Source organism: Vibrio sp. HI00D65, assembly GCF_001635455.1.
GTDB lineage: Bacteria > Pseudomonadota > Gammaproteobacteria > Enterobacterales > Vibrionaceae > Vibrio.
Window position 1 is genome coordinate 25,293 of record NZ_LWEH01000460.1, and the last position, 15,868, is coordinate 41,160.

The following is a 15,868-nucleotide window of genomic DNA, read 5'->3' on the forward strand; positions in this document are numbered from 1 at the left end:
ATCAGTACGCACGTTATTGTCTACGTACTTATTTCAATGATTTGAGCTAGAAGAGACTTATAGATCGACCATAATGGTCTTAGTCGTAATCCCGCCTTGGTCATCGATGATTCTTAGCTGCACTTCATGCTTTCCGTATGAAGGGAAGATAGAAGTGAATGTACGACCTCGTTTCACTTTCCCATTTGGTAATGTCCACTCCGTATCGACAATTCGCCCATCACTGTCTGAGCTTGTTGACCACATTGTGACCCAACGACCTAAGTGAATGTACTTCGCATTTGCTTCAGGAAGCGCGTTTGGAACCTCAACATTAACGATTGAGCTAAACGATGCGTTAGCGCCTTTGTCGTCGACTACTGTTAGGGTAACTGTGTATTCGCCGGCTTCTTGGTATGTCCACGTTGGCGCGATTTCACTGCTTGTTACGCCGTTGCCGAAGTCCCATAGGTAGCTGATGATTTCGCCATCTTGATCCGAACTAAAGTTACGAGCTGAGACGCTCAACCCATCTGTATTGAGTTCGAAGTTCGCTGTTGGCGCAATGTTGTGTTGGCTTACTTTCGATAGACGTACCACACCATATTCGTTGTCAGCACTCTGGTTAACAATGTCTACTACCAACCCAAACTTAGTCAAAATACGACCTGAATCAGGAGCTTGTGGTGATGTGTAATCTTGATCATCAGAGAAGCTTGCTGTACCGACTAGGCTCGTGTCCTGAAGCACATCATTGTCACTGTTCACAAGACGCATTGGAGTATGGTCTTTCAGTGAGAAGGCAGCGTCACGAACTTGATAGCGTGTTTGAGCGACTTTTCCGGAGTTTTGCCAAATCATGGCATTTTGGTCTGCATCGACCACACCCAACCAGCCTTCACCAGGGTGTTTGCCTACCCAGTTATCAGTGAGTGACTCATCGACATACCAAATGATCAGGCCTGGATCGAACGACATGAGTTGGCCCATGCGCTTGATATTCGCCAAGCCTTCATCCACGTCCATATGACTACGCCATTGCAGTAGGTAGTAGTGTTGAGCTTGATGGAAGCCATTACTCAATTTGAAGCCATTAAGTACAAAGCTAGAGTTATCTTCGCCGTCATCTACCGCAACCGTGTTACCGTCCACAACAAGGCTGAGGTTGTCTAGGTAGAAGCCTTCCATAGCTAAGCCGCCATCGGTGATGTATTCGAACGACAGTTCTACTTCTTGGCCTGACCATTGAGAAACATCAAACTCAGCATCAATCCAACCGTCAGACTCGCCACCAACCGCTGGAACTAGGCCAGTATTGTATGGGTCATCCATAGAGGTGATGTTGCCAGCGATGGCTTGTCCGTTCACAAGGACACGAGCAAAGTCATAGTCTTTCTCGATTTGGTACCAAGTTTTGAAGGAAAGCACTGCAGAGTCGCCAGCCGGGATTTCCAACTTACGAGTCATGCTATTTTTCAGGTCGTCGCCCTTTTGAGAGTGGAACGAGTACTCACCCTCGAACGGTTTCAAACCTTCGATTTGTTTCTCTGGAAGGTCGACCTTAATCATGTTCGGACGGTCGTTATCTGTCGTTTGGAACAAGGTGTAAATTTGTGGCTTGTCTTCCAGGTCATCAATTGATAGTTGATCATCGTTAATCCAGCGACCACCAATCGACTTTTGTAAGAAGTGTTTTGCCCACGAGCTGAATGCAGTTGGTTGAGTCCCCCCAATTTGACCAGCCCAACTGCCTGAAGACATGATAGACCAATAAGAGACAGGTTCACCTTTGCCTGTGTATTGCGTGTCGTACTCGTCTGGCAGACCTAAGTCATGGCCATATTCGTGCGCACAAACACCAGCTGCGGCATCTATCGGCTGAATCGTGTAATCAAACGCCGCGTACTGGCCATTAAAACGGTCTGGAAGCGAGCTCGAGGTGCCTTCGAGCACATGTGTGCGTCCAAGGTTGAATCGGTGAGACCAAATTGCATTAGGACCTAACACACCGCCACCTGCTTCTTCACCTACAGAGGCATGGAATACCATTAGGTGATCAATCACGCCATCTGGCTCACGAAAATTTCCGTCGCCATCGTAATCGTAGCGGTCTTCAATATCGTAATCAGCAAGGTTGATGCTAGGGTCTTGAGCTAACTGGTTAAGGGCCTCACGCACCAGCTCTTGGGCGTTCAGATCATTATCTGTAGTCGGGGAGTTACCACCATAGAAAGCGGCAGGTTTAGAAGCACGATACCAACCTGCTGACTGACCAGCTACACTGTAACTGTCGCCCGATTCACTTTGATAATACTGGCGCATCGAGATTAAGTTTTCGCCATTTGGTCCAGTATAGCCTGTGTCAGAGAACAACAGCTCTTGGTAGTGTTCAGGGTTGTAGCTCTCGTAGAGCATTTGGGTGTGCTCTTTGGTCAGTCTGTTGTCATCCCAGTTTAAGTCGGGAAAGTCGACAAGCAGCGCGAGCACTTTGTCTGTACGCTTAGTACCGACTTCCAGGGCAAAAACACTCGCTTTTTTAACGCCAGACTCTTTTTCGATGGCTTTAAGAATCTTGGCTCTCAGCTCCATGGCTTTTTTGCCGAATTGAGCATCACCTTTAAAACCAGAGTTAAGCTTATTTTTTAGGTAACGGTCTAGTGCATCATGCTTTACCGCGTCATTTGCATCTTGTTCAACAAAGCCCTGTCTTACTAACATTTCTATTAGCTTATCTTCATTAACAACACCAAGATCTATCGGTGTTTTGGCATAGCTACTGACGCTAAATAGAGTGAGCATTGCTGAAGCGAGCAATGTTTTTCTCATTATTTTCATTGTATTTCCTTTTTATATTTCCATGTCGATGTATGTATCAACTAGCCTTTTTCGGATCGATTGTCCGATTTGGTTTTATACACTCTGTTGGTGTTTTATTTTCCTGACGTTTGTTTTCTATCTCGCTGTATTTTTTTGAATCAAAATGCTGGCTCTTTTGGGTTTTTGCATTGAGGTAGATACGCAAAGCCTCTTGGTTGTCCTCATAACTTAAGCCAGGACAAATAACGCCTCTTTCTATCAATGAATTAAGTAATGGTTCATCATTCTCAATAGTGGAAGCCTGTGACAGTGAGGTAAATAAAAAAACCATTAAGGTCATTGTTTTCAGAGGCATAGATAGTAGAGCCATTAACTTTGGTTATGTAACAAAATATATTTATAAAATTAACCAATCAAATGGATATTTTTTACAAGTCATTGTCCGTTCCGTTTTCAACATTAAGAGTTAATATTGAAAAGGTTTTATTAATTATTAAATTGTCAGTTGTTTAATCATTTTTTGTGAATTTATAACTGATTATTTTGACATTAAATAACAATGGTGGAATAAGGGCTAATCAATGTATGGTAAGTGATATAAGGGGCGGGGGATAATGATATAGTTACGGACGTTATTGCGGTTTAATAAAGAGTGAATTTAATAATTGACCATTTAGTTAATTTGTCGAGGTGAAATATTTTTACCAAAAATATCAGGATTTAGGTGAATTATCAGGAATTGGTGAGTTTAAGAAGGGGGGAGTTAAGGAAATGCTACTGAAAAGTATTATCTTCGACGGTTAAAAGAGCCTTGCCGTCAGCTCTTTTGTCATGTGTTTTAAGATGAAAGTTCTACTCTCATGATTGCGAGACATCCCGATAAAAGTAACGCTCACAAATCGTTGGTTTGACACGTTTAATAGCGTGCGAAATTAAAGCGACGATGAGAACTGAGAATACGACTCTTCCCCAAAATATGGTGTAGAAATCGGCTCCAATCAGCAATATCAGCAAGGTATCTTCAATTAAGCTGTGAAGTAGGTTGAGCAACATGACTGCGGTAAATACATCTCTTGCGGAGATATACCCTTTCTTTGCTTCATTGATCAATAGACCGCCACCAAATGAAAGGCCCAGTGTGATACCAATGATGGTTAGGTTCGTAGCATCTTTGCTAATGCCTAGTAGTCTCAAAAACGGTCGCAATAACATGGCCATGAGCTTCTCTATACCAAGAACCTTCAGCGTTTTAAGTAACAACAATAGGGCAGAGATGACCATGAATATCACCGTAAAGTTTTTCAGTTGTCCGATAGCCCAACCGATATAACTCCTATCTGAGGATACTTCTGGCTGCCATAAAACGGTTGCTGGATAGTTGAGTAAATCTCCGTATTGATAACCGATATTCAGTAGCCATGCCAGTACTAAGCTGCCACCGACTCTTACCGACAAGGTGGCAAGCCAACTTACCCCAGCTTTTTTCGCGATAGCGCCTTCGATTGGTAGAGAATGAGCGAGAAGCATCATGCTTCCTAATACAGACGCTTGGGCGACAGTGAGGGGCACATCAGAATTAATCAATATAATTAATCCTGCGTAAATATTGGTGAGTATTGTGGTAGCCCATACTAAGCCCATCTCTTTGGGTAAACCAACACTCTCCATTATTGGGCTTAACCACTCGCTGAGAATCACTATGCCACCGAGTTCTTCGACGACTTTGATGACGATGATGATGGGAATCATGATCCGAAAAAGCGTTGAGGTAACATCGAAAATCTCTTTTAAAAGTTCTTTAAAAAATTGATAAGTGGATTTCATTGATACGTCCATGTTGCGACTGTTTGATTTAGGAAGATCTTATCGTGATTGCTGTGATCGTGATTTTAAAATCTCGTTATAAATTCGGTTATAATTTTTTAATTACTTTAATTTTGAAAATTATTACTCGAAAATTGGTGGTTTTAAGAAATTATGGAAATTGACCGTATAGATAGAAGCATACTCATCCAGCTTCAAAAAAATAACCGTATTCCCAATTTAGCATTGGCCGAGCTTGTTGGTTTGTCACCGCCTGCGTGTTTAAAGCGTGTAAAACGTTTGAGAGAGGAGGGAGTGATCGTAGGCGACGTATCTATTATCAACCCTGAGCTTGCTGGTCATAAGATGACATTGGTCGTGTCTGTCGAAATGGAGCGAGATAGAGGCGATATTTATCAAATTTTTCGCCATTCTATTTCGAAGGCTGCAGAAGTTACGCAGTGTTATCAGATCTCAGGCAGCTATGATTTTATGCTTATTGTGACTGTTAAAGACATCCAAGCCTACGAGTATTTCGTTGAGCGAGTACTACGCAAAGATCTTAACATTCGTAAGTTCCACACTTCAGTATCTATGAGAACGGTGAAATTTAGCACTGAAGTTAAGTTAGAAGAGTCATGACAAGAAAAGGATAATCAACAGTAACTGACATCGATGTGAGCTAACTAGCTTAAATTCGTATAAATTAGAGTGTATTTACACAAAATGTGACGTTCACATTTTGTCATAAGTTTAATAATTGTATATATTCCTCTCCTAAAATAATAATTAACAAAAGTTAATACTAATGATTGTCAGTTCATCTTCTCCATCTCGTGAAACGTTACTCAGCGAGCACGAACAACTCGTATCAACGACGGACCTGAAAGGCGTGATTACATACAGTAATGATGCGTTTTGCCGTATTGCAGAGTACAGCCAACAAGAATTGCTAGGGCAACACCATAATATTGTGAGGCATGGTGATATGCCTAAGGCTGCTTTTGCCGATATGTGGTTGAACCTTAAGCAAGGTAAAGCGTGGCGCGGTATCGTAAAAAACAAAACTAAATCCGGTGGTTTTTACTGGGTAGATGCTTATGTGACGCCAATTTACGATAATGGAAAGGTGAGCGGTTACCAATCTGTACGTGTAAAGCCTAAAAACGAGTGGGTACAAGTTGCCGACAAAGCATATCAAGGTTTATTGAAGGCTGAGAAATCTGGTCGCCAATTGTCGCTGCGGATGAGTGATAGTGTTCGTTATGCTGTGTTGCTAGGCTCGCTAGCTGCACCACTGATTTCAAATCTTGTCGAAGTAGGATTAGTGTCCCAATGGCTTCTGAGTTTATTGCCTGTTTCTGCTCTTGCGCTGTTGTTCCGCCAAGAACTCATCGATACACCTTTGCAGTTGAAAAAATTACAATCAAAGTTCGATAGTGTGAGTCGTCTTGTTTATTCAGGGAACAGCAAGTTTTCTGTGGCTGATTTCCACTTAAAACTATTGTCTGCTCGCATACGTACCGTACTAGGCCGAATGACAGATTCAGCGAAACCATTACAAGATTTGGCTGATAACCTTAATGCCACGTCGTTTGAAGTGTCTGAAGCGCTAGATCAGCAAACAAAAGACATTCTGCAAGTACGTGAGGCTACCGAAGAGGTTGAATTAACCGCGAATGAAGTTTCATCTCGCACAGAAGAAGCGCATCAGATTGTCGATGTGACTCTAGAGACTTGTGCTGGTGCTAAAGAGAGCATTAACCAAACTCATCGAAACCTTGAGAATCTAGCCTCACAAGCTGAAAAAGCAACACAAACCACTTACCAATTGAGCGACCAAGCGCAAAGTGTCAGTAAGATAATGGAAGAGATCGGTGGTATCGCGGAGCAAACTAACCTGCTGGCGCTCAACGCAGCAATAGAAGCGGCGAGAGCGGGTGAGCAAGGCCGAGGCTTTGCCGTAGTGGCTGATGAGGTACGTGCGTTGTCTGGGCGTACTTCGAACGCGACAGTACAGATCAAAGAGAGCATCGAAACTATGCTCACAACCATTGAAGGTTGGCAGAAAGACATCTTGGCTAATAGAGAGCAGACCGATGCGTGCGGTGATGTGGCCAAAGTGAGCGCAGAGCGTTTATCTGAAGTTGAAAACCTGATGCAATCCATGAACGAGTTGATGCAGTCGGTAGAAAACTCAGCCCATAAGCAACGTACTCTCTCGAGCGAGGTTAATCTTCACATGCAATCTATCGCGTCGACAGCAGAACAGAATTTAGTTGCCACTCATTCAGTAAAGGATCATTCGACAGAGCTTAAAGAACAAGTAAACGAGTTCTATCAGTTAGCTAAACGTTTTGAAGAAAAGTAGCGACCTTAGATAACTTTATGAAAGATATAAGAAAGCCTTGCATGATGTGCAGGGCTTTTTTGTAGGTCAGTAAAGGTTAGAAAAGCTTTGAAGCAAAAAAATAAAACATCGTTTAATTGAGGTTAAGTTACACTTCATATATTCCAATCAAAAGACAGATCATCAGCATACGCCCCCTTATCGTTACCACCATTTCTTAAGTTTTATTAGTGCTCCTTGTATAGCCTCAAAAGGATCGTATTACTTCTATACGGGGTATCAAAATACGAGGGTGAGTGACGATGGCTTTCAAGATTACTTTGATGGTACCTAAAATAACTCAGGGAGTAAGCAGCTTTACGGTGGCTACGTCTGCGGTAACTATGCCCTAAACGATACTTTCTTCGTCGGTTTAGACTCTTCTGTGACCACACGCTCTTCGACAACATTGTCTGACGTGTCTGTTCAGTTGGGCTGGTATCATCCTATTACTTCGCAGGTTGAGCTTTATGCTTCTGGCGGGGTAAATTGGGTTAGGGCGCAGAGACGTTCTTCATGCCGAAATGACACTACCCTTGGGCCGTTTCGATGAGGGCTTTATCGGTGAGGCAGGGACGATTGTTTTTATTAACGGGCGTTGGTCTTTGCAACCATTTTATAGCTTTTCTGACACGCATAAGCATGGCTTAAACAGCTTCGGGATTGTGAGCTCGGTTGACGTTCTTTCTTGCGGTCGATGCTGGGTGTGAACATACGTATAGTAAAAAACTAAACCAGAATACACTTAGTCTGGGGGCAAGGTTTACGTTTTAACGGTGAAAGCTGAGATACAAAAAAGCCCTACATGAAAATGTAGGGCTTTAGTATGCATCAACCTATTTCAAGGTGAAACAACTGAATCAAGATTAAGCTAGAAGCTCTTTCGCTGTGTTTACTACGTTTTCAGTAGTGAAACCGAACATCTTGAATAGCTCACCTGCTGGTGCAGATTCGCCGAATGTTGTCATACCGATGATCTTGCCTCCGAAGCCAACGTACTTGTACCAGAAGTCAGCGATGCCAGCTTCTACAGCGATACGAGCAGTTACGTCAGATGGAAGTACAGATTCACGGTAATCAGCGCCTTGCTTGTCGAATGCGTCAGTTGCAGGCATAGATACTACGCGTACCTTCTTACCTTCAGCTGTCAGTTCAGCCGCAGCGTTAACCGCTAGCTCAACTTCAGAACCTGTAGCGATAAGGATAAGCTCAGGCTTACCTTCACAATCTTTAAGGATGTAACCACCCTTCGCGATGTTAGCTACTTGCTCTTCGCTACGCTCTTGCTGTGCAAGGTTTTGACGAGAGAAGATTAGAGACGTTGGGCCTTCTTTACGTTCGATAGCCAGTTTCCAAGCCACTGCAGACTCAACTTGGTCACATGGACGCCATGTGCTCATGTTTGGAGTTAGACGTAGAGAAGCGATTTGCTCAACTGGTTGGTGAGTTGGGCCATCTTCACCAAGACCGATAGAGTCGTGCGTGTAAACTTGGATGTTCTGAACTTTCATCAGAGCAGCCATACGCATTGCGTTACGAGCGTATTCCATGAACATTAGGAAAGTAGCGCCGTATGGTACGAAACCACCGTGCAGAGCGATACCGTTCATGATAGCTGTCATACCGAATTCACGTACACCGTAGTGGATGTAGTTACCTGCTGGATCTTCAGCAGAAACAGACTTAGAACCAGACCACATAGTTAGGTTAGAAGGTGCAAGGTCAGCAGAGCCGCCTAGGAATTCAGGAAGCATAGCACCGAACGCTTCTAGTGCGTTTTGAGATGCTTTACGTGATGCAATGTTTGCTGGGTTAGCTTGAAGATCAGCAATGATTTGGTTTGCTTTCTCTTCCCACTGTGCAGGAAGCTCACCGTTTACGCGGCGTTTGAATTCAGCTGCCAGCTCAGGGTGTGCTGCTTCATAAGCTGCAAGTTTCTCGTTCCACGCTGCTTCCTTAGCTGCGCCTGCTTCTTTCGCATCCCATTCTGCGTAAACTTCCGACGGAATTTCAAAAGGACCGTGCTCCCAACCAAGTTCTTTACGTGTAGCTGCAATTTCTTCAGCGCCTAGTGGTGCACCGTGACAGTCGTGTGAACCAGATTTGTTTGGAGAACCAAAACCGATGATAGTTTTAGTACAGATTAGAGTAGGGCGAGGATCCGCTTTTGCAGCTTCAATTGCTGCGTTGATTGCTTCAGCGTTGTGGCCATCTACTGCTGGAATTACGTGCCAACCGTAAGCTTCAAAACGCTTAGGTGTATCGTCAGAGAACCAACCTTCAACTTCACCATCGATAGAGATGCCGTTGTCATCCCAAAAAGCGATAAGCTTACCAAGCCCCAGCGTACCTGCTAGAGAACATGCTTCGTGAGAGATACCTTCCATCAGACAGCCGTCACCCATGAATGCATAAGTGAAATGGTCAACGATGTCGTGGCCTTCTTTGTTGAATTGTGCCGCTAGAGTTTTCTCGGCAAGCGCCATACCAACAGCGTTAGTGATACCTTGACCAAGTGGACCAGTTGTTGTTTCGATACCCGGTGCGTAACCGTACTCTGGGTGACCTGGCGTCTTAGAGTGAAGTTGACGGAAGTTCTTGAGATCTTCGATTGATAGCTCGTAGCCTGCTAGGTGAAGCAGAGAGTAAATCAGCATAGAGCCGTGGCCGTTTGAAAGAACGAAACGGTCGCGGTCAGCCCACTCTGGGTTAGACGGGTTGTGGTTTAGGTGATCACGCCAAAGAACTTCAGCGATGTCAGCCATACCCATAGGTGCGCCTGGGTGGCCAGAGTTTGCTTGTTGTACGCCGTCCATGCTCAGAGCACGAATAGCATTAGCTAAATGTTTACGGTCCATAATAACTACCAGTGTTTAAATATTGGATTGGAAATTGAAAGGGGAACGCAAACGTTCCCCTTTTTAAATTCTGTGTGATTACAGCTTAGCTGCGATCATGTCTTCTAGTTTACCTTGGTCAACTGCGAAGTTGCGGATACCTTCTGCAACTTTCTCAACTGCCATTGCGTCTAGGTTGTGCTCCCATAGGAACTCAGCGTGAGTCATTGGAGCTGGGCGCTCTTTAGAGCCTTTAGAGTCAACTAGTTTCTCTACAACTTCACCTTCAGCAGCCTCTAGTTCAGCAAGAAGAGCAGGAGCGATAGTTAGACGGTCACAACCAGCAAGCTCTAGGATCTCGCCGATGTTACGGAAGCTTGCGCCCATAACAACAGTGTTGTAGCCATGCTCTTTGTAGTAGTTGTAGATGTCAGTTACTGAGATTACACCTGGATCTTCAGATGCTTCGAAGTCGCGACCTTCTTTCGCTTTGTACCAATCCATGATACGACCAACGAATGGAGAGATTAGGAATACGCCAGCTTCGGCACAGGCACGAGCTTGTGCGAAAGAGAATAGAAGCGTTAGGTTACAGTTGATGCCTTCTTTCTCTAGGATTTCAGCAGCACGGATACCTTCCCAAGTAGAAGCTAGTTTGATTAGGATGCGATCGTTGGTGATGCCAGCATCGTTATACATTTTTACTAGTTGACGAGCTTTAGCAACACTGCCTTCAGTGTCGTAAGAAAGACGAGCATCAACTTCTGTAGAGATACGGCCTGGGATTGTGTTCAGGATTTCTTTACCGATGTTTACTGCAAGCATGTCACAAGTGTCTTGTACTTGTTGTGCTTTATCAGCGCTTTGTGCTTTAGCATATTCGATTGAAGCATCGATAAGTGGCGCATACTCTTCGATTTGAGCCGCTTTAAGAATCAGAGAAGGGTTAGTTGTTGCATCTTCTGGCTGGTACTTTTTGATTGCATCGATTTCACCAGTGTCTGCTACTACTGTCGTTAGTTTACGAAGTTGCTCTAATTTGTTGCTCATTTTGATCATCCTATCTATCGCATTACATCTCGTGAGAAGAGAGATGTGGGCATTTGCAAGCTAACTAATGAAGTTCTCAGTGGAGTTTCCAATGAGCCAAACTTACATTAATTTAAATTTTTCTCCGAACGAACATTTGCACAGAACATTTGATCGCTCGATGAGTAAATGATGTAGCCATATTTATCCGATCTAGCACCAAAGTCAACGACAAATAGTGCGGTATGGTGACTTTAGTCAAATATATTTCGCTCTAGTAATTATGGGCGATACAGGCAAACGTTTAATACGCTGAGCAAGGTGAATCAATCAACAATAAAACCATGGCAATCACCTTGAACAAATGTTCCTTGCTGTTACATATGTTCGGGGTGTAAACTTGTGTATTACTTGCTTAGTCATCGAACATTTGTTCTTTAAACAGGTAAAATAATTGTTAAATATAGGTTGAGTGATATATGAGCAAGAATATCCAAGATGTTTCCGAAGAAAACACTGATCTCCTGACTGAAGTCGCGGTTGCTTATTATCAGGACGGTGCCACCCAAGAAGAGATCTCGAAAAAGTTCTCTATCTCTCGTGCAAAGGTTGGTCGTATGCTCAAGCAAGCCCGTGATGAAGGTATTGTTGAGATAACCGTTAAATACCATCCTGTATTCAGCGCCAAGATCGAGCAACGCTTGATTGAACGCTTTGGTGTTAAGCGCGCTCTTGTCGCTCTAGATCAACCGAATGAAGAACAGCAACGTCTTCAGGTTGCCGGCTTAGTATCTAACTATCTAACCAGCACATTAAAAAACGGCATGGTCGTAACCGTCGGGCAAGGTCGTAACGTGTCTTCTGTTGCTCACCACACAGGTGTAATTTCCCCTCGTGATTGTAAGTTCGTATGTGGCATCGGCGGTATTCACCCAAGAGGCGGTATGTTCAATGCCGACCACATCTGCCGTCAACTAGCAAAAAAATACGGTGGTTCGTCGGAAACTCTGTATGCTCCAGCTTATGCAGAGAACAAGGCTCAAAAAACCGCATTTATGGAAAACAGCACAGTTAAGCAAACACTCGATCTCGCTCGAAAGGCGGATGTGGCATTAGTGGGTATTGGTGACATGAGTGAAAACAGTTACATGGTTGACCTGGGTTGGTTTACCGCCGGCGAGGTGGTTCAATCTCGTTTATTACAAGGTGTGGTAGGTGACTTCGCAGGTTATGACTTTTTCGACGTACACGGTAAAGCAGCAAACACAGTAATGAGTGATCGAGTAATTGGCTTGGGTTTAGAAGAGTTTCGCCCAATAGCTGAAGTGATTGCGATTGCTGCCGAAAACAGTAAACCGCTCGCGTTGTTAGGTGCATTAAGAACCGGCGTGGTTGATGTTATAGCAACCAGCGTAAGCAATGCACTAACCGTGCTGAACTTAGATGAGCAGATGACATTAATTGATAAGTGAATTATTTATTATTGGTCTTACTTTTTAATGCGTTTTTATTGTAATTTAAAATTGGGTGAGTTCTTCAGCCTTCCCACTTAATTATATTTTTATACTGTCATAAATTAATTTTATATAAGAACAGGTATAACCATTATTTATAGGTTTAGTCATAAAATTAATTGGTTTACATAAACCCCCATTGATAAAGTCGCGTTGCATTTAACGCATCAATTATCTCTTATGAGAAAGAATTATTAATGGGAATATCCTAATGAGGACAAAATTAATTTGTACCTTCATAGCAGCGTTATTAGCTGTTAGTTCGGCACAAGCAACCACTTTACCTGCACCGATTTGGCATACGATAACTTTTGTTGACGGTAGTTCTAAAGAACTAAGGTTAATGGGCTCTCAGCATATGTTTTGGTATCAAGACCAAACAGGTAGCCTCTACATTCAAGACTCTGACAGTGAGTGGTATTTTGCTAGATATGAAAAGAATGAAGAAGAGCAAGGCAGAATAGTGTCCACCGGAGTTCTAGCTTCGAGTGAGAAAGATGTACCTTATGAATCTAATGTTAGGCATATAAAAATTGAGCCAAAATATTTCGATGAACTAATTAAATCACCCGCAGCTAACAACAAGAGGCTTAATTATATAAGAAACCAAAGTTTGTATGAAAGCCGAGCTTTAAATAACAACATTGTAGAGCAGCCGTTATTAGTGGTACAGGTTAGCTTTTCAAACGAAAAAGTGGACCATGACTTTCAGTCGACGATATTTGGAACCGACCAACAGAGCGTTCAAGATTATTTTCTAAAAAATAGCTACGGTAACTATAAAGTTGTTCCAGCGAAAGAGAGTGAAGGAACAAAGAATGACGGTGTAATTAATGTCAATCTAGATATTGAGCATCCAAACTGCCATTCCAAATCAGAGCGTAATTGCCAAACTAAGCTCAATAATGTGTTTGAAAAAGCATATGAAGCCCTAGACGTGGATTTCAATCTTGCTCAATACGACTTGAACAACGACGAAAGCATCTCGCCTCAAGAACTCTCCGTTATGTTCGTCTTTGCGGGTAATGATAAATCTAGCGGTACCCGAAAGACCCCAACGATTTGGCCTCATAAGTACGCTCACAGCACCGTCGAGATTGATGGAAAGCGAATCAGCGCTTATTGCTTGTTTGCTGATTATCAAGACGACCATCAGTCAACCATGGGAGTAATAGCGCATGAACTTGCGCATTTAATGTTGGGTTTACCGGATCTTTACTCTTATAAACATGACGGCTCAATTGGACATTGGGGGTTGATGGGAGGCGGGAGCTGGGCAAGAAAGCCTAGCGACGAGTACGCAGGTCAGACTCCAGTAAACATGCTGGCATGGAGTAAAGAGGCGTCAGGTTTTCTTAAGCCAACCGTTCTTTCAGAGAATGGCCAGGTACAAATTGACACGAATAAGGGGGAAAGTGTGATTCATCTTGACCCATACTTAAAACAGTTTGGGCCTCGAGCTTATATTGAAAACCGACGCAAAAATGATTATGACCAAGCACTTCGTGGTGAAGGCTTGCTCATTACGGCGGTAAATATAGATAACCAGTTCAATAGTGATGGACCGATGCAGGTTCAGGTATTTCAGGCTGATGGCGATGGGCTACTTGAGAGTGGGATTTCATCCGGCGACTCGGGCGATGTTTTTCCCGGCAGAGAGATAGTGACGAATATCTCTGATGATTCTGAACCATCTTTGACCGACATTACCGCAGGAAGAAGTACCGATGTAACCATCTCAAATATTAGTAGTGATGCTGATAAGGCAACATTTTCGTTAGCTATCCCCAATGCGGCCACTAAGTCGTCTTGGGTCACGTCATTTGGCCGAACTTATCCCCGTTATAGTACAAACACGAACGTACTTGGGTTCGCCATTGACGTTGTTGAGGGGCGTGAGGATATTACAGGGCTGCACTTCTATGCTAAGGCGATGAGTGTTGCTATGCCGATGTTTTATCGATTGGTTGAGTACCCGTTTCAATCAAGATTTGGTAATGCTGTGATTATTGAAGCAGCTGGCCGTCTATTGCATCGAGGTGTTGTGCAGCAAGGTGGAGGGCAGATTATTTTTGATGAGCCTGTAAAGCTTGGACTTGGCCCGAAATTGCTGGTTTTAGAAATTGAAAACGGCACACCTGAATATTCTACACAGTTTTTAGACGCATACTTGGGTGACGGACGGAGGAAAAGGCAATTCTCAGGGACAATATCCGATTATAAAACTCGAGGCTTGAGTCGTGGCTTCGGCCAAAACTTCCCTTTCGCGGTACTTTTTGAACAACCAGCGCAAGCTAAGCCTACTGCGGTAGATGATTCTGTCGTTACGGAAGAAGATAGTCCGTTTATGCTCAACTTATTTGCCAATGATCTTAATTTGCCCAGATCTCACCTATATTCAATTGAGATAGGTCGTAAGCCAGCTAAAGGTGTTATCAGAGGTGATACATATTTTCCCTCTACTAACCAGTTTGGACGAGATAATTTTTCTTATCGACTTGTTGATGGTGCTGGCTACAAAAGTGAGTATGCGACTGTTGAGGTAGAAATCAAACCGGTGAACGATGCTCCGCAATTTAAGCTCAATAAGATTAAAGTTGGTGCTGTAGCGGGGCAGAAAGTGATATTCGAAGTAACGACGATTACGGATGTCGATTCAGCTGAGCATCAGGTTACTTGGACTCAGACTGAAGGCGCAAGATTGGTATTAAGTGGCACACAGTCGAAAGCATTGACTATACGTGTACCCAACGATGCGTTGGAAGGCGAAAAGTATCGATTGAGCGTCAAGGTGCAGGATCCAGTAGGGGGGTACACCGAACAATCGGTCACTGTTGATGTGCATAAAAACAAAGTATCGTTGTTGGAAACGAAATCTTTACAAGTCAAATATGGCGATGAAGTCCAATTGTTTCCAAATATTAATGGTGAAGTGAAAGCGTTAAATATTCTTGAAGCCCCACATAATGGGCTAGCTAATATAATCGGTGCTCAGATTGTTTATAATGCGCCAGCAGAACGCAGGCAGGCTTTATATGACAATATTAAATATAAGGTCTTATTGTTGAGTGGTGATGAGTGGGTTGGTTCGTTTGATATAGAAGTTTTGCCTAATGTTTCAAACGAGTCAGAGGTGACATTGAATCAAGGTGATTCGTCAGGGGGAAGCTCATCATTTCTTATTCTTTTTATACTCTGCTTACTCTCCAGGTTACGAATGAAGTGTTGAAATAAAACCATAATATAATTATGCATATACGGAAAGGGCTACGATTATTAGCCCTTTTTTATGTCTTGAACAACCTTATTTCAGAATAAAACAGCGTATTTTGTAGCATTTTTTGGAATTAAGTAATATTTATAGGCGTTTAGTTTCATTTGATGGCTATCTAGATCACAAATTTGAACAATCATGTTTTTGAGTGACTTTTCATCTTAAGTCTTATAAATGACGAATTTTTACATAAATTTCAGAGCTTTTGTTGCACCTTAAAGGTGGT

General features: G+C 43.1%; 8 protein-coding genes and 1 pseudogene. 4 read left to right on the forward strand and 5 right to left on the reverse strand.

Annotation, left to right across the window (positions count from 1 at the left end; genetic code table 11):
• Positions 1–57 precede the first annotated feature (57 nt).
• The 3 genes and pseudogenes from A3712_RS22000 to A3712_RS22010 all read right to left on the reverse strand — a co-directional run bounded on the left by A3712_RS22000 (position 58) and on the right by A3712_RS22010 (position 4,620).
• A complete protein-coding gene (locus tag A3712_RS22000) occupies positions 58–2,814 on the reverse strand; it encodes an immune inhibitor A domain-containing protein (protein WP_063525035.1) in 2,757 nt (918 codons plus the stop codon).
• A 41-nt stretch (positions 2,815–2,855) separates the two neighbouring features.
• A pseudogene (locus tag A3712_RS22005) lies at positions 2,856–3,151 on the reverse strand (hypothetical protein).
• Positions 3,152–3,654: 503 nt separating this feature from the next.
• The gene (locus A3712_RS22010) at positions 3,655–4,620 is read right to left on the reverse strand and encodes a hypothetical protein (RefSeq protein ID WP_063525037.1); all 966 of its coding nucleotides are present in this window, start codon (positions 4,618–4,620) and stop codon (positions 3,655–3,657) included.
• A gap of 153 nt (positions 4,621–4,773) precedes the next feature.
• On the opposite strand from A3712_RS22010, the gene A3712_RS22015 reads away from it, so the two are divergent.
• Entirely contained in the window at positions 4,774–5,241 is a 468-nt protein-coding gene (locus A3712_RS22015) for an Lrp/AsnC family transcriptional regulator (protein ID WP_063525038.1), read from the forward strand.
• 166 nt (positions 5,242–5,407) lie between these two features.
• Positions 5,408–6,970, forward strand: coding sequence for a methyl-accepting chemotaxis protein (locus A3712_RS22020; protein ID WP_063525039.1), 1,563 nt, complete (start codon positions 5,408–5,410; stop codon positions 6,968–6,970).
• 884 nt (positions 6,971–7,854) lie between these two features.
• On the opposite strand, the gene tkt is transcribed toward A3712_RS22020, so the two are convergent.
• Positions 7,855–9,846: a transketolase gene (gene tkt / locus A3712_RS22025; protein WP_063525040.1), complete on the reverse strand. Its 1,992-nt coding sequence runs from the start codon at positions 9,844–9,846 to the stop codon at positions 7,855–7,857.
• A gap of 78 nt (positions 9,847–9,924) precedes the next feature.
• Positions 9,925–10,875, reverse strand: coding sequence for a transaldolase (tal, locus tag A3712_RS22030; protein WP_063525041.1), 951 nt, complete (start codon positions 10,873–10,875; stop codon positions 9,925–9,927).
• A 458-nt stretch (positions 10,876–11,333) separates the two neighbouring features.
• On the opposite strand from tal, the gene A3712_RS22035 reads away from it, so the two are divergent.
• Positions 11,334–12,326, forward strand: coding sequence for a sugar-binding transcriptional regulator (locus tag A3712_RS22035; protein WP_063525042.1), 993 nt, complete (start codon positions 11,334–11,336; stop codon positions 12,324–12,326).
• A gap of 253 nt (positions 12,327–12,579) precedes the next feature.
• On the forward strand, positions 12,580–15,597 hold the full coding sequence (locus A3712_RS22040) for a M6 family metalloprotease domain-containing protein (RefSeq protein WP_063525043.1): 3,018 nt from the start codon (positions 12,580–12,582) through the stop codon (positions 15,595–15,597).
• The last annotated feature ends 271 nt before the right edge of the window (positions 15,598–15,868 follow it).

Excerpts from the sequence above, each read along its gene's own strand:
- A3712_RS22000 (WP_063525035.1), bottom strand. The coding sequence starts at position 2,814 with ATGAAAATAATGAGAAAAACATTGCTCGCTTCAGCAATGCTCACTCTA.
- A3712_RS22010 (WP_063525037.1), bottom strand. The coding sequence starts at position 4,620 with ATGAAATCCACTTATCAATTTTTTAAAGAACTTTTAAAAGAGATTTTC.
- A3712_RS22015 (WP_063525038.1), top strand. The coding sequence starts at position 4,774 with ATGGAAATTGACCGTATAGATAGAAGCATACTCATCCAGCTTCAAAAA.
- A3712_RS22020 (WP_063525039.1), top strand. The coding sequence starts at position 5,408 with ATGATTGTCAGTTCATCTTCTCCATCTCGTGAAACGTTACTCAGCGAG.
- tkt (WP_063525040.1), bottom strand. The coding sequence starts at position 9,846 with ATGGACCGTAAACATTTAGCTAATGCTATTCGTGCTCTGAGCATGGAC.
- tal (WP_063525041.1), bottom strand. The coding sequence starts at position 10,875 with ATGAGCAACAAATTAGAGCAACTTCGTAAACTAACGACAGTAGTAGCA.
- A3712_RS22035 (WP_063525042.1), top strand. The coding sequence starts at position 11,334 with ATGAGCAAGAATATCCAAGATGTTTCCGAAGAAAACACTGATCTCCTG.
- A3712_RS22040 (WP_063525043.1), top strand. The coding sequence starts at position 12,580 with ATGAGGACAAAATTAATTTGTACCTTCATAGCAGCGTTATTAGCTGTT.